This is a genomic window from Aquirufa sp. (genome assembly GCF_044239315.1).
Lineage (GTDB): Bacteria > Bacteroidota > Bacteroidia > Cytophagales > Spirosomataceae > Aquirufa.
In genome coordinates this window covers 64,753-88,149 of the sequence record NZ_JBIIBQ010000007.1, presented here as the reverse complement: position 1 = coordinate 88,149, position 23,397 = coordinate 64,753, and the positions used below count along the sequence as shown (strand labels likewise).

Sequence of the window (23,397 nt, the reverse complement as noted above, 5' to 3'; positions counted from 1 at the left end):
TTTACAATTTTTCAGCAAAAATGCGCTTAGGCTACTTCTTCGTAAACGAGATCTAAATAATCATAAATCAAGTTGAAATAGCAGACCGCTAAATCCCCTGATACGTTGTCATTTGAAAGATCAAATTCTTCCGATTGAAAAATACACGTCTCAAAAATTTGATCGATGTAATAATCGACATCAAAAATTGATTTTACTTTTGTTGAATACGATTCGAAAACAGCTTTTACTAGCTCTTTTTGGCCTTCTGTGAGATTTAAGGGCATTTCCATAATCAGATTGTTTAGATGTTTATCTATTCAAAAATAACAGAAATACCCGCTTTTCATTTAATCAAATAGTTAAGGAATTAGCTATTTTTTGTTAAAAATGACGTGGTTTTTAACACTTCGAAATGAGCCTAATTTAGGGGTTTTTCTCACTAAAAATGGCTTAGTTAAATCTGTAGCGCGGTAGCCTTTTTTAACAATTAGGTAATATCTTTATCAGACAATAATTGGTACTTGCTTATTGGCCTAACGTTTTATTAACAACGGAAGCAAACACGAACTTTACAAAGTAATCCTTGAAACGATTTATCATTTTATTAGTGCTCACCTGGGCTACACAATTTAACTCATATGCACAAGGAAGTTCCTCTCCTGCACCCATCCTGATTTCTGCACATCGCGGAAATACAGGACGGGCGCCTGAGAATACATTAGCAACCTATAAAGATGCCTTAAAAGTAGGAGTTGATTATATTGAAATCGACGTGCGCACTACACTGGATGGGAAACTCGTCATTCTGCATGATGGTACTCTAAACAGAACTACGAACGCAGAAGGGCCTCTGAAAAACAAACGCTTTGCTGAGCTAAGCGAATTATCCGCAGGTAAAGGTTTTATCGAATTTGATAAGGAAAGAATACCAACTTTAGAAGAGGTATGTCAACTGATTTCGCGCTGGAATTTTTGGCATAAAAAGAAAACTTATATTTATGTGGATTGTAAGGACGTTGCTCCTGCCCACTTAGTGGAAACACTAGTTAAATATAAACTCGCATATGATTCCTATTTTTATGGAAATGATTCCTTTTTGCTTTCGTTAAAACAGGTATTACCCCAAGCGCGATTAATGCCAAGCCTTCGTAATAAAGAAGAAATTCAACCTAAAATAGCATCACTTCATCCCGCCGCATTCGACGCTTCTTTTTTAAGTTTAACACAAGAAATGGTGGATGAAATTCATTCCAAAAACATTCGTGTATTCACAGATTTACTCGGTCCATTAGACACCGAAACTAACTATAAGAAGGCCGCTAAACTAGGGGTAGATTTGATTCAAACGGACAAGCCTAAATTAGTGCTTGAAACCCTTCACCACTAGATAAACCCCCAGAGAGAATTCCCAAAGCGCAATGGGAATCGCAGATACACCTGCAAGAGGTGCACGCTGATCCATTAGACCGAAAAGAACGGCTACATCTCCGGCAGTCAAAGTAAAAGCCCCGATGATTCCGATGATAGGAAGAATACGGGGAACTAAACGGCTTTGGTATAAAAGCGTACCCAAAAGAAGGCCATTGACGGCGGGAATGAAACTTTGGCTAATCAAAAATAGACGATCATACAGCATCACCAGGCCACGGCTCATCACCAAAGCCTCCGCCCCTAAAATGCGCAGTTGCAAGACGGTTAATAGAGCTGCAACACCTGCAAAAATCAATGCCGCCTCCAGTACGCGAGCAGCCACAAAACCCAAAGCCAAGGATTCATTTTGCTTCTTCAATACCGGGTACAAAACGATCGCAGTCCCAATACAAAACAAAGCCATCAGTAATTCCAACATCCCGCCGATAACCACATCAGAAGTGGGGGCCGAGCTGGAAATAAAGGCAGGTTGATGTATTTCATGATAAAGCGACAAGGTCGGGATCGAAATAAAGGTGAGCAAGTAGAGTATACCGGCGGTCAAGGAAGTTTTGCGTGATGCTGTCATAGGGGCAATTACGACAATTCCGGTAAGGCAAAACAGATTATTATTTAAACGGCAAGCCTGCTATCTTTGGAATCCTATGAATAACCTACAAATCCGTCAAGCTAACTTAGAAGACCTATCTGCCTTACAAGCGATCGGGCGGCAAACCTTTTCGGAAACCTATGTGGACGGTAATACAGAAGAGAATATGGCCGCTTATTTAGAGGAAGGATTTTCGGAGGAAAAACTTGGGAAAGAACTTCGAAACGAAAATTCCCAGTTTTACTTTGCCATGCAAGTAGACGAAGTGATTGGTTATTTAAAGGTCAATGCGGGTGACGCACAAAACGAAAAACAGGATCCAGACGCACTGGAAATCGAGCGCATCTATGTACTTCAGAAATACCAAGGAAAACAGGTAGGCACTTTACTTTACATGCAAGCTTTAGCCATCGCAAAAGCGCGCAAATCTCCCTATATCTGGCTAGGTGTTTGGGAGATGAATCCGAGAGCCATTAGATTCTATGAGAAAAATGGATTCGTAGAATTTGGCGAACATATTTTCCAGCTGGGGGATGATGCTCAAAGGGATGTATTAATGAAAAAACCGCTACCTGATTTTTTCGAAAAATAAGCGGGATCCTTTGGCATCCGAAATAAATTTATCCTCCTGAAATACAAGATTTCCATTCACAAAAGTGCGCTTGACTTTAGCGGAGAGTTGCTGACCTGTAACGGGTGCCCAGCCACACTTGTAGAGCAGCGATTTTTCACTAACCTCCCAAGGGGAATTAGGAGCCACTTCAACCAAATCCGCAAAGTAGCCTTCGCGCAAATAACCTCTCTCTTTCATTCGGTAAATATCCGCCACCCGGTGACTGGTTTTTTCGACAATCTGTTCGATGGAAATTTCACCTCGAGAAGCCAATTCAAACAAGAGCGGAATAGTATGTTGCACGATCGGTGCTCCCGATTTTACTTGCTCATACGTTCCTGTTTTCTCCTCCTTACTATGCGGTGCATGATCAGAAGCGATGATATCTATACGGCCCTCTTTTAATGCCTGGATCAACATTTGGCGGTCATTTTCAGTCTTGATGGAAGGGTTCCATTTAATATCTCCACCCCGTTTTTCATAATCAGCATCTGTAAACCAAAGGTGATGGATACAGGCTTCAGCCGTTACTCGCTTCGTCGAATAGTCATCTGAATCAGAAAATAGAAGCGCTTCCTCCCCTGTCGAAATATGAAAAAAGTGTAGTCTATTTTGGTGTTTTGCTTGAATGGATAAGACCCTTTTAGTGGCTGTCACGCAGGCCTCTACACTTCGAATTTTGGCATGTAAAGCAAAAGGAATACGACCCTGAGTCTCATCAAAATACCGCTCGTAATTTCGATCAATGATGGATTCATCCTCGCTATGTAACGCGACTAACGTTTCTGCCCGCGAGAAAAGCTTTTCTAAATACTCCGGATTATTGGCTAAAATCTGCTGCTCATTAAAGTAAAGCCCATCATCTGTAATACCACAAACGCTTTCGTTATCCACTCGTAAAGCCTCTTCTAAATTCCCGGCGGTTACCCCCATGAAAAAAGAAAAATTAGCGAGCGATTGCTGCGCCGCGGCCTGGTATTTTTGTTCCAATAAATTACGAGTAAGTGTATTAGGAACGGTGTTAGGCATATCCATGAACGAGGTCACTCCTCCGGCTACAGCCGCTCTTGATTCTGTCGTTAAATCTGCTTTATAAGTTAAGCCAGGATCTCTAAAATGGACTTGGTCGTCGATCATTCCGGGGATCAGATAATTCCCATTGATATCGAAAACATCCACATTAGAGTCGCTAATATGGGGGGCGATTTTTTCAATGCGCCCGTGATGAATCAATACATCTGCAACAAAGCAAGCGCCTTCATTGACAAGTTTAGCATTTACAAGTAATTGTTTTTTCATTTGGCTGCGGCTCTCTCAAACCGGTCATTAATGGTACGTCCCAAATTATAATTAGGTAGACGCTCTACAATAATTAATTCGACTCCTGATTTTTCTAATTGATGCAAGGCATCGTACATGTGAGCGGCGGCTTCTTTAAAACTTCCGCTGGGAGAAAGTATGTGATTAATGGCTACTTTAGGACTATCAATCTTCACTTCATTAAACCATAAAATCCCCACTTTCTTTTCCTGTACGGCACTGAGCATAAACAGGGGTTCATAGCTGATAATTAATTCACACAAAGGCGAATAATGTTTCTTGCTTCTGCCTGGAGCCAGGTGAACTGACTCGGAGGAAGTTCGATCCAAAATTCGACCTACCTCCGCTTCAATATCCTCGATTGAAATAGCGCCATGCCGTAATAAAACCACTTCATCTCCATCAAATGAAAGAATGGTAGACTCTACACCGGCCTCACAATTGCCGCCTTCTAGAATAGGGATTTGAGGAAAATATGCGTCCACATGCGCAGCGCGTGTTGGGCTAATTCGGTTATATGGATTTGCACTGGGAGCGGCTAATGGAAAATCTAGCGTTTCCAACAAGGCTAACGTTGTTTTGTGGTTAGGCATTCTTATCGCTACCGTAGATTGCTGGGCAGTAATGGCAGCAGAAATTAAATCGCTTTTGGGCAGGATTAATGTTAAAGGACCAGGCCAAAAACGCTCCGCTAAAATAGACGCTTTCGCCGGAAAATGTGACACAAGTGTACGCGCTTGATCCATCGATTTTACGTGTACAATCAAAGGATTCGTATTCGGTCTTCCTTTGGTTGTAAAAATCTTTGCAATCGCTTGCTCATCGTAAATATTTGCGGCTAGACCGTAAACGGTTTCCGTAGGAATTCCTACTACCTCTCCCCGCTCTAGCTGGTCTTTTACAAATGATAAATCTGACGTAATCATATCTTTACTTAGGGGTTACAAAAATCACAAAACATCGGATCCTCGGTCGTTTTCGATTCCGGGAAATCGATACATGTTGTGTAGTGGCACCCTTCACAACTATAAATAACGGATTTAACCGATTTAGTCGGTAAGGAGCAACAAGAACACACCAGACCACGAATCACATCGGAAGGACTAAATCCAGGTCTTTGGCAGCTAGGACAACAGCTCTTCATCTTCTCGACTAATTTTCCGGTCAGCTCTTGAATAACTGACATCCGGGTAGGATTGTTCATCGCACGCATATCGGTTTCGATCGTATAGGTTCCAAATTGATCGACCGCCTCCTGAAGCGCCTGGTTTAATCGATTTTGCGACCTAATTCCTTTCGCAAGGTAATCCTTAGGACCTTTCACATGCAAGCCGTGAGAGGGGAATTTTACTTGTTCCAAAAATGAATTTAATGTACTCTCGGAGTCCATGTCATAAGAAGCATAATTTGTTTGTAGGCTCGCCATTTTAACTGCAATCTCAAAGTCCTTTTTTCGGTTCATTAAAACGATAAATTCCTCATCCGCAGGTAAAAAATACAGGGTAGGATGAGGACCAAAAGATCCTTCCGAACCGATGGCAAAATCCACATCATATTCCTCTAACGCTAAAATACATTTTTGCCTAGCTGCCTCCACAGGTGATAAAACTCGCTCCACCTCTCCCGTAAATGTGCCTAATAAATCGGTATCTATATTCTCAGAAACGATATACTCCATCCCAAAAAATTCTTCCAACGCCGGCCCTATGACCATTTCTTTCCCATGTTTAGTCACGATCACGACTTTCTTCCCCTTAAAATACTGTTCACTAGCCATGGATAATTTGCATATACAATGGGAAACCCAACGTAATATTTAAGGGAAACGTTACCCCTAATGCCATGGGAATATAAATTCCTGGGTCTGCTTTAGGTGCTACTAAGCGCATTGCTGCTGGTACAGCAATGTAGGAGGCGCTAGCTGCCAAAATGGAGAATATCAGTCGATCCCCCACATTATTCGTTATGAATTGTGAAATATAGGCCACGGAAACCCCATTAAAAAGTGGCACTAGCAAGGCAAAAAGCAATAAAAATGACCCCTGCTTTTTAAAGGCCTTAAACCTGCTAGCGGCCACCATTCCCATATCCAGAAGAAATATGGCTAAAAAGCCCTTAAATATATCTGAAGTAAAATGCTTAATTCCGATGGATTGGGAAGAATCAGATACGAATCCGATGAGTAAACTTCCAAAAATCATTAACACACTTCCATTCGTCAATGAGTGTTTCATCGCCACTTTCCATTGAACGGGAACTATCTCTGCTTTTTTTTCAGGGAACACATTCATTAAAATAACCCCCATGATAATAGCGGGGAACTCCATAGAGGCCATAACGGCTACCATTTCTCCCCCTACATGCAGTTTGTTCATCTCTAAAAAAGCAACAGCTGAAACAAAAGTTACGGCGCTGACAGAGCCATAGGATGCAGCAATAGCACCTGCATCTGAGGAATTTAATTTAATGCGCAAAATGAAATAAGAATACAGTGGGATAATGAGTGCTAAAGACATCCCAAATAAAAGACTCACGATTACTTCATTCGTAATTCCAGTCACCGCTAATTCACTTCCCCCATTGAAACCAATGGAAAATAATAAATACAAAGAGATAAAGTTTTTAGAGGCAGCAGGTACTTCTAAATCACTCTTGACATATTTTGCAAAAACCCCTAAGATGAAAAAAAGTAGAGTAGGGTTCGTTAAATTAAAGGATAGGAGCTCAAAATTGATCATTATGATTTTCCTTATTCCCCTTTTGAATTAGGCGAATCAGATTTAAAGTGGTAAATATAATTAATGCCAAATTGACCTTTTCTTGAACGATATCAGACTCCTGAAAAGTGACAAATAGCAATCCTACAATTAGGATTATATGAGAAGTAAGGAAGACAAATTTTAAGGCGGATAGCATTATACTTAATTTAGTTACAAAATAAATACAGTAACAATAATAATTTTTATTTAAGTTTATAATGAAATACATAATGTTATGTTATGAACTATACCCTAAATCAATTACAGATTTTCTTGAAGGTGGTGAACACTTCTAGCATTACAAAAGCGGCGGAAGAGTTAAACCTTACACAGCCTGCGGTTTCTATACAGATTAAAAACCTTCAAGCGCAATTCGATATTCCACTTCTCGAGATCATTGGAAAAAAAATTTACATTACGGATTTTGGAAGAGAAATTGCAGAATCAGCGAAAGGAATCTTAGACCAAGTATATGCCATTAACTACAAAACCATGGCATTCAAAGATCAACTAGTAGGTCGTCTAAAAATCTCTATTGTTTCAACTGGTAAATATGTATTACCGTATTTTCTGACCGAATTTCTTCGTTCAAATCCTGGCGTTGAAATAAGCATTGATGTGACAAACAGGGAAAAAGTATTAGAAAGTCAGCTCTTAAATGAAGTCGATTTTAGCTTAGTTTCAGACGCATTAGAAAACCCTACTTTTGACTACGTCGATATCCTTTCAAACGATTTATACCTAGTCGGAAATAATGAAACAGCTGTAATGTCGCCTACCTTTAACTACAAAGATTTCAAAAATGAACTCCCACTCATATTCAGAGAAAATGGATCTGGTACCAGAAAAATAATGGAGAACTACTTTAAAAAACAAGGCGTAGATGGTTTGAAAAAAATTGAATTAATGTCAAATGAAGCAGTGAAACAGGCGGTTATTGCTGGATTAGGCTATTCGATCATGCCTATCATTGGTATAAAAAATGAGATCAAATCAGGTGCCTTAAAGATCATAGAAAGAAATGGTCTACCTATCTCAACAAAATGGAAATTAATCTGGCACAAAGACAAAAATTTATCTCCTGTTTCGAAGGCATTTTTAACCTATTTAATCGAAAATAAAGCTCAAATCAGACAGAAATACTTTGAATGAAAAAAGCCAAGCAAAGAATGCTTGGCCTTTAATAACTAAATGTTCATTAATTAAACTAACACAATAAATGATTTAATTGAGTCAGAGTCGTTTGCATTTCAAAAGTAAACTACATTAATGAATAATAAAATTTAAACTATGTTATAGAAATCATAAAAAATATTAATAATATGATTTCTCCGGCATCTCTCTCAAAATCGTATCAATTGGATCTGCCGAATGGGTTTCCTTTTATTTCGCTACCGTTATCAATCCCGGAATCTCCACCATTTCATTTGCCTCCGCAGCGTAATCTACACCTTCAAAACCGAAACCGAATAAGTTCAAGAAATCTGATTTATAGCCCGCTAAATCGCCGATCGCAGTCAAGTTTTCTGTCGTAGCTCCTTTCCATAATTCCGCAACCTCTTTTTGAACCTCGTCATTCATTTCCCAATCGTCGATACGTATACGGCCTTTTTCGTCCACAGGAATCTCTCCGTTTGTGTACAAGCGTTGGCTATAAAGACGTTGAATTTGTTCGATACAACCCTCGTGAGTGCCTTCTGCTTTCATTATTTTGTACAACAAAGAGATGTACAAAGGAATCACAGGGATCGCTGAACTAGCTTGAGTTACTAAGGCTTTGTTCACTGAAACGAAGGCTTTGCCTCCTATTTTGGCCAAATCATCCGTAATCTTAAATGCCGTCGCTTCTAAATGGTCTTTCGCCATTCCGATAGTTCCCTTGCGGTAAACGGGCTCCGTTACTTTAGGTCCAATGTAGGAATACGCAACGGTCATCGCGCCATCTGCTAAAACGCCCGCATTCAACAAGGCATCCATCCACATCTGCCAATCTTCACCACCCATTACTTCAACCGTGTTCGCAATATCTTCATCACTGCAAGGTGTAATTGTCACATCCGAAACAATCCCCGTGTGGAAATCAACCGTTTTATCCGTGAATGTGTCGCCGATAGGCTTCAAAACCGAACGGTGCAACACGCCCGAAACTGGATGCTGACGTACAGGAGACGCTAAACTATAAATCACTAAATCGATTTGGCCTAGATCCGCCTTGATTAAGTCGATTGTTTGGGTTTTTACTTCGTTCGAGAACGCGTCGCCGTTAATGCTTTTCGCATAAAGACCCGCTTTGCCTGCCGCTGCTTCGAAAGCAAGGCTATTATAATATCCCGGAGAGGCTGTTTTGCCTTCTGCAGGAGCTTTTTCAAAGAAAACGCCTATCGTCGCGGCATTCGATCCGAATGCACTCGTGATTCGAGAAGCTAAACCAAAGCCCGTCGAGGCTCCGATGACAAGCACTTTTTTAGGGCCATCGATGGCTCCCTTTGACTTCACGTAGTCAATTTGATTTAATACGTTCTTTTCGCATCCTTTCGGGTGAGATGTCAAACAGATAAACCCTCTCATTCTAGGTTCAATAATCATGGTGCTTGTATTTTGTTTGTGCAAATATAGTCAAAGCCCCTAATTATCCCATAAGATGCCCTGGGTCAATTAGCCTGGAGGTTGAACAAAAGCCCCGCCACGATTTCATTTCCCCATTTAGCAGAATGCTTCAACTCGGTGCGCAACATCGTCCATGACTTCAATTGGTAATCTACTGTCAAAGACTGCGAAACGTCCGTTAAAGATTCCGCCAAGATAATGGCATGCGGGTCATTATAATATTCCAAACGCCCAGTGAACTTCAGCGATGGCTTTGCTTTCCAGGTGAGAAAAACCGCTCCCCCATGCCAAAACTTACCTGACTCAACCCCGAAATCCGAACTAATGGAGGCATTGAACCGATTTGAAATGGGAATCCGCACATAATTATCATAAAATACTCTTAGTCCTTTTCCCTCATCCCCGATGAAACCACTCGAATTAAAGCGAAGACCTTTGGCATTATCTATCGTAATCTGTGTCCCTAATGCCGGGCGGAATCGATGGATCGTTTGCCAGCCCGTTAAAGCTAAAACCTTCACATTCATCCGCTGGGTAGGGTTATAACTCCAGGCCATTCCTGTTTCATAATACGGGGAATTCTCTGCGATATAACTGCGCGAAAAACTCGGATTTTCCCAGTTTTTCGCTGACTCTAAGCCAATGTGTGAAGGCATAATTCCCACAATCAGCTGGTGCTTAGGCGCTAATTGCACTTGCGCATTGAGTTGGTAAATATGTTTCAAAAGACCAGGCTCAGCGGCTAAGTTTTTCTGCGAATAGGTTCCCAACATGAAATCCCCCCGAAGAGTCCACTTCGATTTTGACACGGAAAACTCCACGAGCCCTAAGTTAATTGCTGGGCGGTTAAGCGAAGTGTGATTGTAAAACAAGGCCGACTTTTCCGTAGCCTTCGGGCTAGCAAAGCTATGCCCATAATAGGTTTCTACATAAGCCCCAAACGTATACCGCAAGGTGTCCGACTGCCCCATGGCAGACATACTGAGTAGACACAAAATCAATAGATTCTTCATTCCGAATAAATTCACATCTTTTGAGATGAAAATAGCGAGGCAAAGTTAAGTCAAAATTTATCAGTTGTGGCTCACATTTGCACTCTCAAAAAAGTACATTTGTAAAAAATTACCTGTTTTTGCCCCCTAAGGATCCGAAAAGAGGTCTTATTTACTCACCACAGCTCATAAGTAGAATGGCTTTCATTACCGTACAAACCACCATCAACGCTCCCCTAGCTACCGTTTGGGAGAAGTGGACAAGTCCTGAACACGTTCAAAACTGGAACTTCGCATCACCAGATTGGCACTGCCCGTCGGCGAAAACAAACCTGCAAGTAGGTGGAGAATTTCACTATGAAATGGCGGCGAGAGATGGCTCGATGAGCTTTGATTTTTGGGGAACTTTCCAGAAAATAGAGGAGCAAAAATCACTCGATATCCTCATCGGTGATGGGCGTAAAATGAAAGTTACTTTCGCATCCACCGAAATGGGCACGAAAGTAACTGAGGAATTTGAACCAGAAAATCAAAACCCAGAGGCCCTGCAACAAGCCGGCTGGCAGATGATTTTAGATAACTTTAAAAGCTATGCTGAAAATCCTACTTCCTAGGATTTAAAATCAACCCCACGCGCTCTAAACAATCATCCAAGTGGTAGCGCACCTCTTTATCTGTAAACTTCGCCTTTGAGGCCGCTAAACTAGCTTGAAGCGCCTTCAACTCCCCTCGCACGATCGAGCGTACATCAGATTGTGCTACTGGATAGCTTTCGCGGGCACCGAAAGCAGCTGGTGCATTCGCCTGATCTGTCATCAACGCTTTCATGCGTTCGATGTAGGCCTTCTGTAAATTACGGCGGAATTGATCGATGTTTTTGCCACTAGTTAATTCATTCCAAATGCCTCCGCGTACATCTTGGAAAAGATCAATGGTCTTGTAATGATTTGGAGTAGTCAATCCACTATTATCCAAACGCGCAAAAGTCTCTAAACTTAACATCCGGTTCATCGGACTAACCTGTAAACTTCTCATTCGATCGATGTAACCCGCCATGTTGTGCGTTACCACCTCTCTGTTTATCAACCAATCCACATTCGTGAAAACATTCGCGATTAACCAATTGACTGCTGCTTGTTGGCTTGCTTTAGGCACCGGATTATAAGAAGAAATGTTTTGATTTGGTTTAGCATATTGCTCATAAACACCGCCCACCATGGTCGTCACGTGACCCACATAGCGCGACCATGAACCCAATAATTCATCGTTCAACTCGATCAAATCCTCGTAATCGTTGGTCTTTTTGCTCGTCCAATCGGCTAAATTTTTGGCCACATACTTCAAGTTTTTCACCGCATAGGTGCTCGCGCGAATCGGATCATTTCCAATGTCTTCTGTTTGAGAACTTGGATCGAAATTCGTTCCCTGATTTCCAAAACGGAATCGTGGGTCACCCGCTTTCGCCTCCACCCACTTATTCAAGGTAGGCACTTCGTCTTCTGGACGAACTGCATCAGGCAATACTCTATAACCCCAATTCACAGCATAATCATCATAAGGGCCCATTTGTCGGATATAACGAACGCCCTGGTCTCCTGGCTGCGCGATATAATTAAAGCGCGCGTAATCCATGATACTAGCAGAAATTCCTTCTTTATTCGTGAAATCTGCCTTGCGGTAATTCTCCACCTCGTACGAGCTACTCGCCCCCATGTTGTGCGGGAAACCTAAGGCGTGTCCCACCTCATGTGAAATCACCATTTCCATCATCTCGCCAATGTCCTCCTCACGCGTATCTAGGGTACGTGCGTTCGGATTAGAGGCACCGGTTTCTAATAAGAATCGATTACGGTAGGAACGTAAATGGTTATGGTACCAAATAATATCACTCTCAATAATCTCTCCAGAACGCGGATCGCTCACACTGGGTCCCGTCGCATTGCGCGTCGTGCTTGCAACATAGCGAATCACGGAATAACGGATATCTTCAGGAGAAAAATCCGGATCTTCGGCAGCAGTTGGAGGATCTTTGCAAATAATCGCATTTTTAAAACCGGCAACTTCAAAGGCTTTTTGCCAGTTCTCCACCCCTTTTTTCATGTGCTTGCGCAACTTCATCGGCGTCGCAGGATCAAGGTAATAGACGATTGGTTTTATCGGTTCAACTAGTTCCCCGCGCTTGTAAGCCGCCATGTCTTTCGGCTCTAGGCGCCAGCGCTGGATGTATGTTTTTTGATCTGATTTTAATTCCTCACTGGAATAATCGTATTGTCTTTGGGTGAAATACCCCACACGCTCATCAAATAAACGCGGCTTCATCGGCTTCTCAGGCAATAAAATCATCGACTGATTCATCTGCAAGCTAATGGTTTCCGTGTAAGCCGTTACGGATGGTTTCGAAGCATTGTAGGTGAAATCTTGTAGCACTTCGATGTTCAACGGGAACGACTTCATGGAACGAATAAAACTCCTTGACGCATCTAAGTTTCTCACCCCATGAGTCGCACGCAAGGAGGCATCTAAAGCACTCATTGCCGGAACGTCACTACTGTAAAATTTAGTTACATCAATCACTACATTAGAAGAATCTTTGCTGTAGGTTTCAATGTCAAACATATACAAGGTAGGCTCGTAATTATTGGCCTTTACTGACAAGCTAATAGGCAATGAATCTGCTGCAACCGACGCGTAGGATTTGATTTTGATCATAATCTTTTCTTGGAATTTCTCCCAAACAATCAATTGCTCCCGAGAAGACGTTCCCGCATTGACGTAGCCCCCGCCGATACCACTTGGAAGTTTGGCGATTTGGCTGACCAATAACATATCTTTGCCTAAATGTTTTTTCGGGATTTCGAAATAGAACTTATCGCCTACCTGGTGAGTGGTGAATAGGCCTTTTTTGGATTTCGCCTCCTTCGTAATGACCTGATCGTAAGATTTCGACTTCGATGCAGGCTTCTTCACAGCGGAAGAATCGGCAGGTTTAGGCTGGATTGCAGCTGGAGCTTTGCTCGATTGAGCGTGGCTTAAAAAAGTAGCTGCAAGTAAGCCGCAACTAAGGAGAATTGCTTTTTTCATTCGTCTTATTTCTATTTATCCCAAATTAATGAAATAATTATTTAATCTACGAACACCTTGTAGGCTAACCATAAAAAAAGCCCTCGTCTGAGGGCTTCCTTTTTAAGTGATTATGAGGCTATTTCACTTCCAAATCAAATGTAAGATCGATATCCGTACTCCCTCCCGCTTCTTGTCCCGTCTTCACTTTAACTCCATTTAATACTGGCTGGTGTTTTAATAACACATTGAATTTACCTGTACCAGCTGTGGAAGAGGCTAGCACTTTCGTGGTTAAACCAATAGGCAAACCATTTTTATCTATATCTTCAATCGTCGTCGTTAATAAAGAAGCTGGCGTGGTTTTGAATACAAATAAATGCACATCTGACTCTTCATCTATTTCCTCTGTAATATCCGTTACTGGAGATTTAGTGTCATCAAAAGCTTCGATACTCATCGTGTAGGTAACGCCTTTTGTTAAAACAATTTTATCAAACTTTTCAGGAGCTGTCTTCGGGTCTCCATCTTTGTCTTGAAAAGTATACTTGGTTGATGCATTGGTAGCCTTATTTATAAAGGTTAACTCTACACGTGTGATTAATTCATTGTCATCTGTAGGCTCAACATTCTCGTCTTTTTTACAAGACATAAATAGAATGGCCGCGGCTAAAATGGCTAGGTATTTTTTCATTTTGGTTGGGTTTTTATGATTGGACAAAGTTCCACAAAGATGCATCATTCAGGTTGTCATTTCGTCGATTGAATCCTCCGCTTTCGTCTACGAAATTATCCTATATTTGTAAAAACCTATCGATAAATATGAGCATTTGGCTTCTAATCGGCATCGCCATATTGGTATTAGTGACCCTAATCTCGGTCCTGAAACTTCAACCATTTATTTCCTTCTTAGTCGTTTCCTTGGGCCTTGGAATGGTAGGCTCGCTTTCTTCAGAACAGACCATTGCTGCCATTCAAAAGGGAATAGGCGGCACCTTAGGATCCATCATCCCCATCATCATTTTAGGGGCCATGTTAGGTAAAATGGTCGCGAAAAGCCGAGCCACCTATGTTTTATCTGAGTATTTTGTTCGTCTATTTGGGCCAAAAAACCTGCCTGTTGCTTTTATGTTGATCGGGTTTATTGTGGGTCTTCCTCTTTTCTTTTCGGTCGCGTTTCTTTTGCTGGCGCCGCTCGTGTTGTCGACTGCAGAACGCTATCAATTACCCCCGGTCTACCTGGGAATTCCCATGCTGGCGTCCCTTTCTACTACGCAAGGTTTTCTGCCTCCTCATCCAGCTCCCTATTATTTAGTTACCCATTTGCCTGGGGCTGATATGGGTGCCACGCTGGGTTATGGTATCCTTATTTCGATTCCGGCCATGTTAACTTCTGGCTGGTTGTTTGGGAAAACAGTAAAAAACATTCCCGCTACTCCCATGTCATTTGTGGAGGTAGATGAAGTAGGCCAAAACCCAAGTGTAGCACATAGTCTATTCATTTTATTACTACCTGTGGTGCTGATTGCTATTAAATCATTCGTTCAATTGCCTGTCATTGAATTACTGGGCGAACCTATGGTGGCACTCTTGGTATCCGTATTCGCCGCCGTATATGTGCTCGGAATCAGGCGTGGAATTACTTGGGCGGAAATCAGCGCATGGCTGGTGGAATCCATCAAAGAAGTGTCTCCGCTGATGCTAACCTTCGGTGGTGCAGGTGCTTTTAAAGAAGTACTTCAAGAAATGCACGTGGGGGATGCCTTACATTCGTTTACCCAAGATTCAGCCCTGAATCCCTTGATCATTGCCTGGGGAATTGCCGCCGTTTTACGGATTGTGACTGGTTCTTCCACCGTTTCAGGCATCACCACAGCCGGATTGATATTGCCTTTATTGGCCTCCTCAGGCACAAACCCAAATCTGCTCGCTTTAAGTATAGGAGCCGGGTCTATGGTTTTGTCGCATGTAAATGATGCCGGTTTTTGGCTTTACAAAGAATACTTCGGCGTATCCATCAAAAACAGCTTGCGCTCCTGGACCATCATGGAAACCATACTCGCAGTTATGGGATTAATCGGTGTATTGGGAATTGAATTAGTTCTTTAATTGAACCGCCTTACCTGTTTTCGCGGACTCCCTCGCGGCTGATAAAATCTCTACCACCGCTTGATTAATTTCGAAAGAGGATAAATCTTTCTTGGGTTTAATTCGACCTTGAACGACCGCCGCTAAATAGGGAAACACATTAGAAACCTCGTGTGGTAATGGGCTTAGGGAAATCATTCCTTCCTCCCCGAATCGATCTCCCTTCACATAGCGCATCTTGTTTGTTTTATCGGCTACAAGAATTCCTTTGGTACCATATACTTCGGTATCCTTTCTGTCAAAAGGCCAATTCCAAGATGCTTGAATAATCGCTTGACAATCCGGATATGTCAAAATAATACTCGCTTCGTCGTCCACCTTCGGGTACACATCGGGTTTCAGTTGCTGCGTCACCGCTGTCACGGAAAGCGGTCTTTTGCCGTCCATTAACCAAGTCATAATATTTGCCCCATAACAGCCAAAATCAATAATCGCCCCACCGCCATTCATAACGGGATCCGTCAACCACTGTAGAAATTCAGGAGCACATCCAATTTCTTTAGGTCCACGATGGCCATCCATGATTACTACTTTTCGAATGGTTCCTAAGACTTTTTCTTCCTTCACCATCTGCCACATTTTTGCATGAGACGGATACCACGTAGTTTCAAAATTGGTTAATAGATGAATAGGGTGTTTTGCCACAATGGCATTCATTTGGTTCAGGTGATCCATATTAACTGCCAAAGGTTTTTCTACAATCACATGAATTCCCTTAGGGGCACAAGTTTTAACTACTTCCAAATGCTCATAAATACTGTTGAAGGCGGCAATGGCCTCTGGTTTCGTCTTCGCAATTAGGGCTTCTAAGGAAGGAAACCAAAGCGAATCTGGGAGATTTTGCTTCTTCAAAAGCGACATCCCTAATTCCTTATTGGGTTCCGCAAAGCCTACAATGATCACATCTTGTTGTGGCTTTTTAATGGCCGTATATACTTGCCCCACGTGTCCATGGGTCATGCCAGCGATACCGACACGCACAGGTTTAGCCTGAAACACAAAAGGCAACATTATCAAGAAAAGTAGCTTTTTCATAAGAATGGTATTTGAGTAGGAAATTATAAAATTTTACTTATATATCATGCAAAGTTCTATATTTGAAACTGCGATTTATCCGCCGGTAACCTGATTCAGGCCATATGAACAATTTAGTCAAAGAAGCAATCGAAAAAGAAGCCGTATTGGCGACTAGACGGCATTTTTTGCAGTCGCTCGGTACAGGCATTGGCTCGCTTGCCTTCGGTTCTGCCTTGTGGAATTGTCAAACACCGGCTACCTCACAACAAGCGACTACTCGAATCCCGCCCCATTTCGGAAAAGCGAAGTCGGTCATCTTTTTACACATGGCTGGGGCGCCGTCGCAACTAGAATTATTTGACTACAAGCCTCTACTTGCCAAATTTGATGGAAAAGAATGCCCACAGGAACTACTTGAAGGAAAAAAATTTGCTTTCATTCGCGGGGTGCCTAATTTATTAGGCCCTAAAGCAAATTTCCTGCAACGAGGAAGTGCAGGTCATTGGATTTCAGACCACCTGCCACATTTAGCCACACAAGCAGATAAAATTACCTTCTTGAAAGGCATGTATACGGATCAATTTAATCACGCACCTGCCCAGTTACTTATGCATACAGGATCGGCGCGCTTAGGCCGGCCATCGATTGGATCATGGGTGTCTTACGGACTAGGATCTGAGAATGAAAACCTGCCTTCGTTCATGGTGCTTGCTTCTGGAGGAAAGAATCCCGACGCGGGTAAATCTGCCTGGGGAAGTGGTTTTCTCCCATCTGTTTACCAAGGAGTGCAGTGCCGCTCCGCTGGGGAGCCCGTCCTATTTATCAAAAATCCTGACGGCTTAACATCCGATATTCGTAAGGCTAGTATCGATGCCATTAATGCGGTAAATCAGGAAACCTACCAGGAGTTTGGGGACCCGGAAACCGTTGCCAGAATTGCACAATACGAGATGGCCTATAAGATGCAAAGTTCCGTTCCTGAGGTGATGGACATCAGCAAAGAGCCAGACTATATCCACCAGTTATACGGGACAAATCCAGGGCAAGAATCCTTTGCGAATAACTGCTTGCTGGCCAGAAAAATGGTAGAAAAAGGCGTTCGTTTCGTGCAGCTATTTGACTGGGGCTGGGATATGCATGGAACAGGGAAAAATGAATCGGTAGATTTTGGTTTGCATCAAAAATGTTTACAAACAGATAGAGCGGTTTCGGCCTTGTTAATAGACTTAGAACAGCGTGGATTGTTAGAGGAAACGTTAGTGGTATGGGGTGGGGAATTTGGACGTACGCCCATGCAAGAAAATAGAGAAGGGAAGGCGCAAGGGTATTTTGGTCGTGACCATCATACGGAGGCGTTTACCATGTGGCTAGCAGGCGGAGGTATCAAACCGGGTATGTCGCTAGGCGAAACCGATGATTTAGGCTATGCGACCGTTAGCGGGAAAACGTCCATTTATGACCTTCAGGCAACTATTTTGCACTGCTTAGGCATCAACCACGAAGAATTTACATTCCCTTTCCAAGGGCGAAATTTCCGCTTGACCGATGTATTCGGGAAAGTGATTAAACCGATTTTAGCCTAGGTGATGAACAGAATAATCCTTTTTCTGGGCCTTTGCATCGCTGGAATTGCGGCTTATTACTTCGGAAGCAAACCGGAAAAAGTAGATTATAGCACCCAGATAAAACCCATCCTAAATAAGAATTGCATCTCCTGCCATGGAGGGGTTAAAAAGCAAGGTGGCTTTAGTTTACTTTTTCAAGAGGAGGCCTTAGCGAAAACGAAATCTGGAAAGCCGGCCATTATCCCCGGACATCCGGAACAATCGAGTTTTATTCAGCGACTGCACAGTCAGGATCCAGAGGAAAAAATGCCGTACCAAAGACCGGCACTTTCGAAAGAAGAAATCGAGCTGCTAACTACCTGGGTAAAAGAGGGTGCCACTTGGGGAGAACATTGGGCTTATCAGCCCGTGGAAGCTCCTAGCATTCCGGTAGGAAGTTGGTGGGAAAAGGCACTGAGTTGGGTAGGGATTTCGAGTGGATGGGCAAAGAATGAGTTGGATTATTTTGTCCAAGCTGAACAAAAAAATCAGGGCTTATCCCCTGCTGAATCGGCGACTAAACCAGACCTATTGCGCAGACTTTATTTAGACTTAACGGGGCTTCCTCCTACGCCATCCGATTACCAAGAATTCGAAAAAGATAAGTCAGATGACGCCTATGAAAAGCAGGTGGATAAGTTGTTGAAATCCCCTCATTTTGGAGAAAAATGGGCCTCCATGTGGATGGACTTAGCGCGCTATGCGGACACGAAAGGATATGAGAAAGATGAGGCGCGAAGCATTTGGAAATACCGGGATTACATCATCGCCTCTTTCAATCAAAACAAGCCTTACGATCAGTTTATTAAGGAACAACTCGCGGGGGACCTGCTTCCTAATCCACAAGAAAACGATTACATCGCCACCGCCTTTCACCGCAATACTACGAATAATGATGAAGGGGGAACGGAGGATGAAGAGTTCAGAACGGCGGCTATCCTAGATCGCGTAAATACGACTTGGGAGGTGCTCCAAGGCACAAGTTTTGGCTGTGTTCAATGCCATTCCCATCCCTATGATCCGATTCGGCATGAGGAATATTACCGCTACATGGCCTTCTTTAATAACTCCCGCGACGAAGATATTCCCGATGATTCTCCTACCTACAAACATTACAAACCGGAGGATGAAAAAACGATTGCGCAGCTCAAATCCTTTTTAGTCAATCAACCTGTCGCCTCCCAAAAAGCCTGGGGAAATATGATCCGTTTTGTGGAGCCTAAAATCCATCCACATTGGGCAGATCAGTTTGATAATAGCGCCTTAGCGGATAACAAATACTTAGCCGTTCGAAACAACGGTTCCGCGCGCTTTAAAGCCGTTCCCGTGATGGGAAAAACCAAGCTGTTAATTGCTTGTCGAAACTCGGGTCCAGCGCCTACGTTTTTAACTATTCATCAGGGCACAAAAACGGGGCCGGTTATCGCTCGTATAAAACTAGATACGACGCTGCAGGAAAAATACGCTAAACCGAAAGGGTTATTTGTGAAAGGCTGGGCCTATACCTTCGTAAACATTCCTTCTTTGCCTGGAAAGCAAGACCTGGTTTGGGAATTTACGAATGCCAAAACAAAGCCAGACCAAACGACCGCGACGATTGGATTTTGGGCTTTATTGCCTGAAGTTCCTGCGGCACTTAAAGCAACCGAATTTGAAAGTTTAGCCCTAAAAGCGATTGCCGCCGAACCGGAATTAACAACCCCCGTTATGCTCGAAAACCCGGCGGACTTTGCCAGAACAACCCGAGTTTTTGCTCGTGGTTCTTGGTTAAATCCAGCCGATGCGGTACAACCTGGAATTCCGGCCTTATTCAAAAATGGCCCCGTTAACAATCGCTTGGATTTAGCGAATTGGATCGGTGGCAAAAGCAATCCGTTGACTGCCCGCGTGGCGGTGAATCGATTCTGGGAACAGCTGTTTGGGATCGGAATCGTCGAAACATTAGAAGACTTAGGGAGTCAAGGTCTCTCGCCTGTAAACCAGCCCTTGCTAGATCATTTAGCCTATAAGTTTCAGGTTGATTTCAAGTACAAACCGAAAGATTTATTGAAGTATATCGTCATGTCCGCTAGCTACCAACAATCTGCAATTGTAGATAAGGCCACTCGCGAAAAAGACCCGAACAATCGCTACATAACTCGGGGTCCACGCATCCGATTAAGCCCAGAGCAAGTACGCGATCAAGCCCTGGCTTGGTCTGGATTATTGAGTGAAAAACTAGGCGGCCCTAGTGTTATGCCAGAGCAACCAGATGGGGTTTGGAATGCACCGTATAGTGGCATGAAATGGGAAAAAAGTAGTGGAGAAGAACAATGGAGACGCTCACTTTATACCTATTGGAGACGCAGCAGCCCTTATCCTACGATGGTAACCTTTGATGCAGGAACGCGCGATATTTGCCTTTCACGTAGGATTCGCACGAACACGCCTATGCAAGCGCTGAATACCCTAAATGATCCCGTGTTTATAGAGGCATCGCAATTTTTTGCGCGCAAATACCAAGAGAATGGGTTGCGTTTTATTGAAAAAGGCTATGCTGATTTATTTGGCAGAACTATTGCTCCTAAAAAAGCGGAGACATTAAGTACTTTTTATACGCAGACCCTGGCGTATTATCGAGCGCACCCGAAAGAAACGTTGGCCTTTTTAAAAATTTGTCCAGATAACGATGTGCCACCTAATCCGGCTAATTTAGTCGCTAAAACCTTAGTGGCAAACGCCCTATTTAACATTGATGAAAGCATAAATAAACCTTAAAACTGATGAAAGAATCTATCCCACGCAGAGACTTTTTAAAAGCCAGTTCCGCACTGATCGGAACCGGCCTGTTAACCAACAACAACATGAAAAAAATCGCACCCAAAGCCGGAGAAATCACCCTAGGCCATGGCTCATTTAGGTATAAAGTAGTGCCCAATTGGGGCATTTTGGACGCTGGAAAAAATCCCGTAAACGACTGCCACGAGATGGTGGAAGACGCAAAAGGCCGATTATTTATGCTCACTAACGAGGTGAAAAACAACGTCCTCATCTACGATAAATCCGGCAAACTACTCGACTCCTGGGGACATTCCTATCCGGGTGCCCATGGTTTAACCATACTAAATGAAGGAGGCGAACAGTTTTTATTAATCTGCGATAACACACGCCATCAAGTCATCAAAACTGATTTAAAAGGTCGCGAAATTTTCAAGATTGATTACCCAAAAGAGACGGGCGTATACGATCATCCACTTCAATTTGTTCCCACGGAAACAGCGGTCAATCCAAAGAATGGTGACATCTATGTGGCCGACGGATATGGGGCTAATTACATCATTCAATATGATTCGCAAGGCCGTTACATCCGCCACTTCGGAGGACACTCCTCCGTTTATGACGATAATAAGTTTAACTGCTGCCATGGGGTTTTAGTGGATACCCGCGACCCCAATAACTGGACATTATTAATCACGGATCGCGTGAATAATAGCTTAAAGCGCTTCACGTTAGATGGTAAATTCATCACTCGATATCACCTACCTGGGTCTTTTGTTTGTCGACCTGTATTACACGGCGACTATATTTTAGCCGCCTGCTTCCGTAGCACAGATGCCTCCCTAGTGGGTTCAGGATATATCCAAATCCTAGATAAAAATATGAAGGTAGTTTCAACACCCGGAGGCTCGGAACCTATCTACCAAAATGGCGTTTTGCAAAAGCAGGTAAAAGACGACGTGCATAAAGTCTTTATTCACCCGCACGATGTCTATGCGGATTCCGACGAAAATATCTATGTGCCACAGTGGGCGTCTGGAAAAACCTACCCAATCAAACTTGAACGAATTGGCTAAATGGTGATCGCGGAGGCAGGCCAGTCATGGCTTATTTTTTGGGGACATTTCCATCCGATGCTGGTGCATTTGCCCATCGGTATGTTCTTCATGGCCGGTATTTTGCATTTTTTTTATGCACAAAAGCATACAGCTGCCCGGCCAATTGTCGTGCATATGTTAATCTGGACGTCCGCATTTGCCCTAATCTCCGCAGCCATGGGTTGGTCGCTTGCACAAGCTGGCGAATACGATCCTGGGACCTTACAAATTCACCTGTGGCTGGGAGTAAGTACTTGCGTGCTATCGCTTGGTTTAACCTATATCATGCGCGCTGGCCTGAATCGCCATTTAACGAATTCCCTGTTTATTCTCGGGCTCCTTTGCCTTACGGTCACCGGCCATTATGGAGGAAATCTAACCCATGGTTCTGATTATTTAACGGCGAGTTTCCCTGCCCCTGCACAGAAAATGCTGGGAATTGAAAAAGAAGACGTGCAAGAGGCCCCTAAAATCACAAACCTGAAAGAAGCCGTCGTTTATACGCAACTCGTCAAACCGATTTTAACCCAGCGCTGTATTTCCTGCCACAATGCAGAAAAACAAAAAGGCAAACTTCGTTTAGACGCCCCTAATTTTATCCTAGCAGGCGGCGAAGATGGTCCCATTATCGCTGCCGGAAAGCCTTTAGAAAGCGAGCTAATCAAACGGCTTTTATTGGAAGAAAACGATGAGCACCACATGCCTCCAAAAGGAAAAACTCCCCTAACCGAGAACGACATTTCTTTACTGCATTGGTGGATACAGCAGGGGGCTGATTTCAATAAAAAAGTAGCCCAACTACCCGCTGACGAAAAAATAAATGCCATTTTAAAATCGTATACACAAGCGGAGGTAGCAATGGAATCCGCCGTATTTAAACAGTCAGTTGATGCAGCCGACGAGGCTGATCTTGCGCGGATTCGCAAGCATGGCCTACTCGCAAATCCAGTTTCAAAAGCCCAAAACTACATCGAGGTCAATGCCATAAACGCACCTCGCGTAACCAACAAAGAACTGGCTGATTTACGATCGATTAATGCACAAATCATCCGCTTAAAATTAGGGAATACCGGTGTTAGCGGAGAATTTATGAAGGAAATTGCGGACATGTCTTTGTTGATTTTCCTTGATTTACAGCATACCAAAATTACAGACCAGGATCTCGAGAGCCTAAAAAACTTGGCCTATTTAGAGTCAATTAATCTGGTGGGGACCCAAATCAGTGATCGAGGTTTGCTAACGCTTGCGAAAATCAAATCGCTCAAGCGCGTTTATTTGTGGCAAACACGAATTACCGAAAAAGGCGTCGCACAACTCAAAAAAAATCGACCAGATTTAGCCATTCAATCTGGGTTCAAAGGGCAGTGGCCGATCGAAGTAGACAGCGCTCAGCTAGCCTTTAACAAATAGCAATTTTCAAA

20 protein-coding genes are annotated in these 23,397 nt (G+C 43.1%); 9 read left to right on the top strand and 11 right to left on the bottom strand.

What is annotated here, in order from left to right; all coding sequences use genetic code 11:
- Positions 1 to 26: 26 nt before the first annotated feature.
- On the bottom strand, positions 27 to 272 hold the full coding sequence (locus ACILP5_RS04065; protein ID WP_395617385.1) for a hypothetical protein: 246 nt from the start codon (positions 270 to 272) through the stop codon (positions 27 to 29).
- A 293-nt stretch (positions 273 to 565) separates the two neighbouring features.
- On the opposite strand from ACILP5_RS04065, the gene ACILP5_RS04060 reads away from it, so the two are divergent.
- Entirely contained in the window at positions 566 to 1,369 is an 804-nt protein-coding gene (locus ACILP5_RS04060) for a glycerophosphodiester phosphodiesterase family protein (protein ID WP_395617384.1), read from the top strand.
- Here the strand turns inward: ACILP5_RS04060 and ACILP5_RS04055 are convergent.
- Positions 1,343 to 1,981, bottom strand: coding sequence for a DUF4386 domain-containing protein (locus ACILP5_RS04055; protein ID WP_395617383.1), 639 nt, complete (start codon positions 1,979 to 1,981; stop codon positions 1,343 to 1,345). The genes ACILP5_RS04060 and ACILP5_RS04055 overlap by 27 nt on opposite strands.
- 76 nt (positions 1,982 to 2,057) lie before the next feature.
- Here ACILP5_RS04055 and ACILP5_RS04050 point away from each other — a divergent pair, with 76 nt between their 5' ends.
- On the top strand, positions 2,058 to 2,594 hold the full coding sequence (locus ACILP5_RS04050) for a GNAT family N-acetyltransferase (RefSeq protein ID WP_395617382.1): 537 nt from the start codon (positions 2,058 to 2,060) through the stop codon (positions 2,592 to 2,594).
- Here the strand turns inward: ACILP5_RS04050 and ACILP5_RS04045 are convergent.
- The 4 genes from ACILP5_RS04045 to ACILP5_RS04030 are packed head-to-tail and all read right to left on the bottom strand — an operon-like array spanning position 2,571 to position 6,673.
- Entirely contained in the window at positions 2,571 to 3,914 is a 1,344-nt protein-coding gene (locus ACILP5_RS04045; protein ID WP_395617381.1) for a dihydroorotase, read from the bottom strand. The genes ACILP5_RS04050 and ACILP5_RS04045 overlap by 24 nt on opposite strands.
- On the bottom strand, positions 3,911 to 4,861 hold the full coding sequence (locus tag ACILP5_RS04040; RefSeq protein ID WP_395617380.1) for an L-threonylcarbamoyladenylate synthase: 951 nt from the start codon (positions 4,859 to 4,861) through the stop codon (positions 3,911 to 3,913). Before ACILP5_RS04040 ends, ACILP5_RS04045 begins: the two co-directional genes overlap by 4 nt.
- Positions 4,862 to 4,869: 8 nt before the next feature.
- Positions 4,870 to 5,712: a DUF6671 family protein gene (locus ACILP5_RS04035; protein ID WP_395617379.1), complete on the bottom strand. Its 843-nt coding sequence runs from the start codon at positions 5,710 to 5,712 to the stop codon at positions 4,870 to 4,872.
- Positions 5,705 to 6,673, bottom strand: a complete 969-nt coding sequence (locus ACILP5_RS04030) for a sodium-dependent bicarbonate transport family permease (protein WP_395617378.1) — start codon at positions 6,671 to 6,673, stop codon at positions 5,705 to 5,707. Before ACILP5_RS04030 ends, ACILP5_RS04035 begins: the two co-directional genes overlap by 8 nt.
- A 261-nt stretch (positions 6,674 to 6,934) precedes the next feature.
- On the opposite strand from ACILP5_RS04030, the gene ACILP5_RS04025 reads away from it, so the two are divergent.
- Entirely contained in the window at positions 6,935 to 7,846 is a 912-nt protein-coding gene (locus tag ACILP5_RS04025) for a LysR substrate-binding domain-containing protein (RefSeq protein WP_395617377.1), read from the top strand.
- A gap of 231 nt (positions 7,847 to 8,077) precedes the next feature.
- On the opposite strand, the gene fabV is transcribed toward ACILP5_RS04025, so the two are convergent.
- Positions 8,078 to 9,280 carry an enoyl-ACP reductase FabV gene (fabV, locus tag ACILP5_RS04020; RefSeq protein WP_395617376.1) on the bottom strand — a complete coding sequence of 401 codons (1,203 nt, stop codon included), beginning with the start codon at positions 9,278 to 9,280 and terminating at the stop codon, positions 8,078 to 8,080.
- Between the two features lie 65 nt (positions 9,281 to 9,345).
- Positions 9,346 to 10,314: an outer membrane beta-barrel protein gene (locus ACILP5_RS04015; RefSeq protein ID WP_395617375.1), complete on the bottom strand. Its 969-nt coding sequence runs from the start codon at positions 10,312 to 10,314 to the stop codon at positions 9,346 to 9,348.
- Between the two features lie 176 nt (positions 10,315 to 10,490).
- Here ACILP5_RS04015 and ACILP5_RS04010 point away from each other — a divergent pair, with 176 nt between their 5' ends.
- Positions 10,491 to 10,907 (top strand): SRPBCC domain-containing protein, encoded by a 417-nt coding sequence (locus tag ACILP5_RS04010; RefSeq protein ID WP_395617374.1) that lies wholly within the window; start codon positions 10,491 to 10,493, stop codon positions 10,905 to 10,907.
- On the opposite strand, the gene ACILP5_RS04005 is transcribed toward ACILP5_RS04010, so the two are convergent.
- On the bottom strand, positions 10,897 to 13,374 hold the full coding sequence (locus ACILP5_RS04005) for a zinc-dependent metalloprotease (RefSeq protein WP_395617373.1): 2,478 nt from the start codon (positions 13,372 to 13,374) through the stop codon (positions 10,897 to 10,899). The two genes, ACILP5_RS04010 and ACILP5_RS04005, sit on opposite strands and share 11 nt — an antisense overlap.
- Positions 13,375 to 13,492: 118 nt before the next feature.
- On the bottom strand, positions 13,493 to 14,047 hold the full coding sequence (locus tag ACILP5_RS04000) for a hypothetical protein (protein ID WP_395617372.1): 555 nt from the start codon (positions 14,045 to 14,047) through the stop codon (positions 13,493 to 13,495).
- 128 nt (positions 14,048 to 14,175) lie between these two features.
- Here ACILP5_RS04000 and ACILP5_RS03995 point away from each other — a divergent pair, with 128 nt between their 5' ends.
- Positions 14,176 to 15,462: a GntP family permease gene (locus tag ACILP5_RS03995; RefSeq protein ID WP_395617371.1), complete on the top strand. Its 1,287-nt coding sequence runs from the start codon at positions 14,176 to 14,178 to the stop codon at positions 15,460 to 15,462.
- Here ACILP5_RS03995 and ACILP5_RS03990 read toward each other — a convergent pair.
- Entirely contained in the window at positions 15,451 to 16,536 is a 1,086-nt protein-coding gene (locus tag ACILP5_RS03990) for a Gfo/Idh/MocA family protein (protein WP_395617370.1), read from the bottom strand. The genes ACILP5_RS03995 and ACILP5_RS03990 overlap by 12 nt on opposite strands.
- 104 nt (positions 16,537 to 16,640) lie before the next feature.
- Between ACILP5_RS03990 and ACILP5_RS03985 the strand changes: the two genes are divergently transcribed.
- The 4 genes from ACILP5_RS03985 to ACILP5_RS03970 are packed head-to-tail and all read left to right on the top strand — an operon-like array spanning position 16,641 to position 23,386.
- Positions 16,641 to 18,101 carry a DUF1501 domain-containing protein gene (locus ACILP5_RS03985; protein ID WP_395617369.1) on the top strand — a complete coding sequence of 487 codons (1,461 nt, stop codon included), beginning with the start codon at positions 16,641 to 16,643 and terminating at the stop codon, positions 18,099 to 18,101.
- Between the two features lie 3 nt (positions 18,102 to 18,104).
- Positions 18,105 to 20,879, top strand: coding sequence for a PSD1 and planctomycete cytochrome C domain-containing protein (locus ACILP5_RS03980; protein WP_395617368.1), 2,775 nt, complete (start codon positions 18,105 to 18,107; stop codon positions 20,877 to 20,879).
- Positions 20,880 to 20,884: 5 nt separating this feature from the next.
- On the top strand, positions 20,885 to 21,955 hold the full coding sequence (locus ACILP5_RS03975) for a 6-bladed beta-propeller (RefSeq protein ID WP_395617367.1): 1,071 nt from the start codon (positions 20,885 to 20,887) through the stop codon (positions 21,953 to 21,955).
- Positions 21,956 to 23,386, top strand: coding sequence for a c-type cytochrome domain-containing protein (locus tag ACILP5_RS03970; RefSeq protein WP_395617366.1), 1,431 nt, complete (start codon positions 21,956 to 21,958; stop codon positions 23,384 to 23,386). It begins immediately after the preceding gene.
- The last annotated feature ends 11 nt before the right edge of the window (positions 23,387 to 23,397 follow it).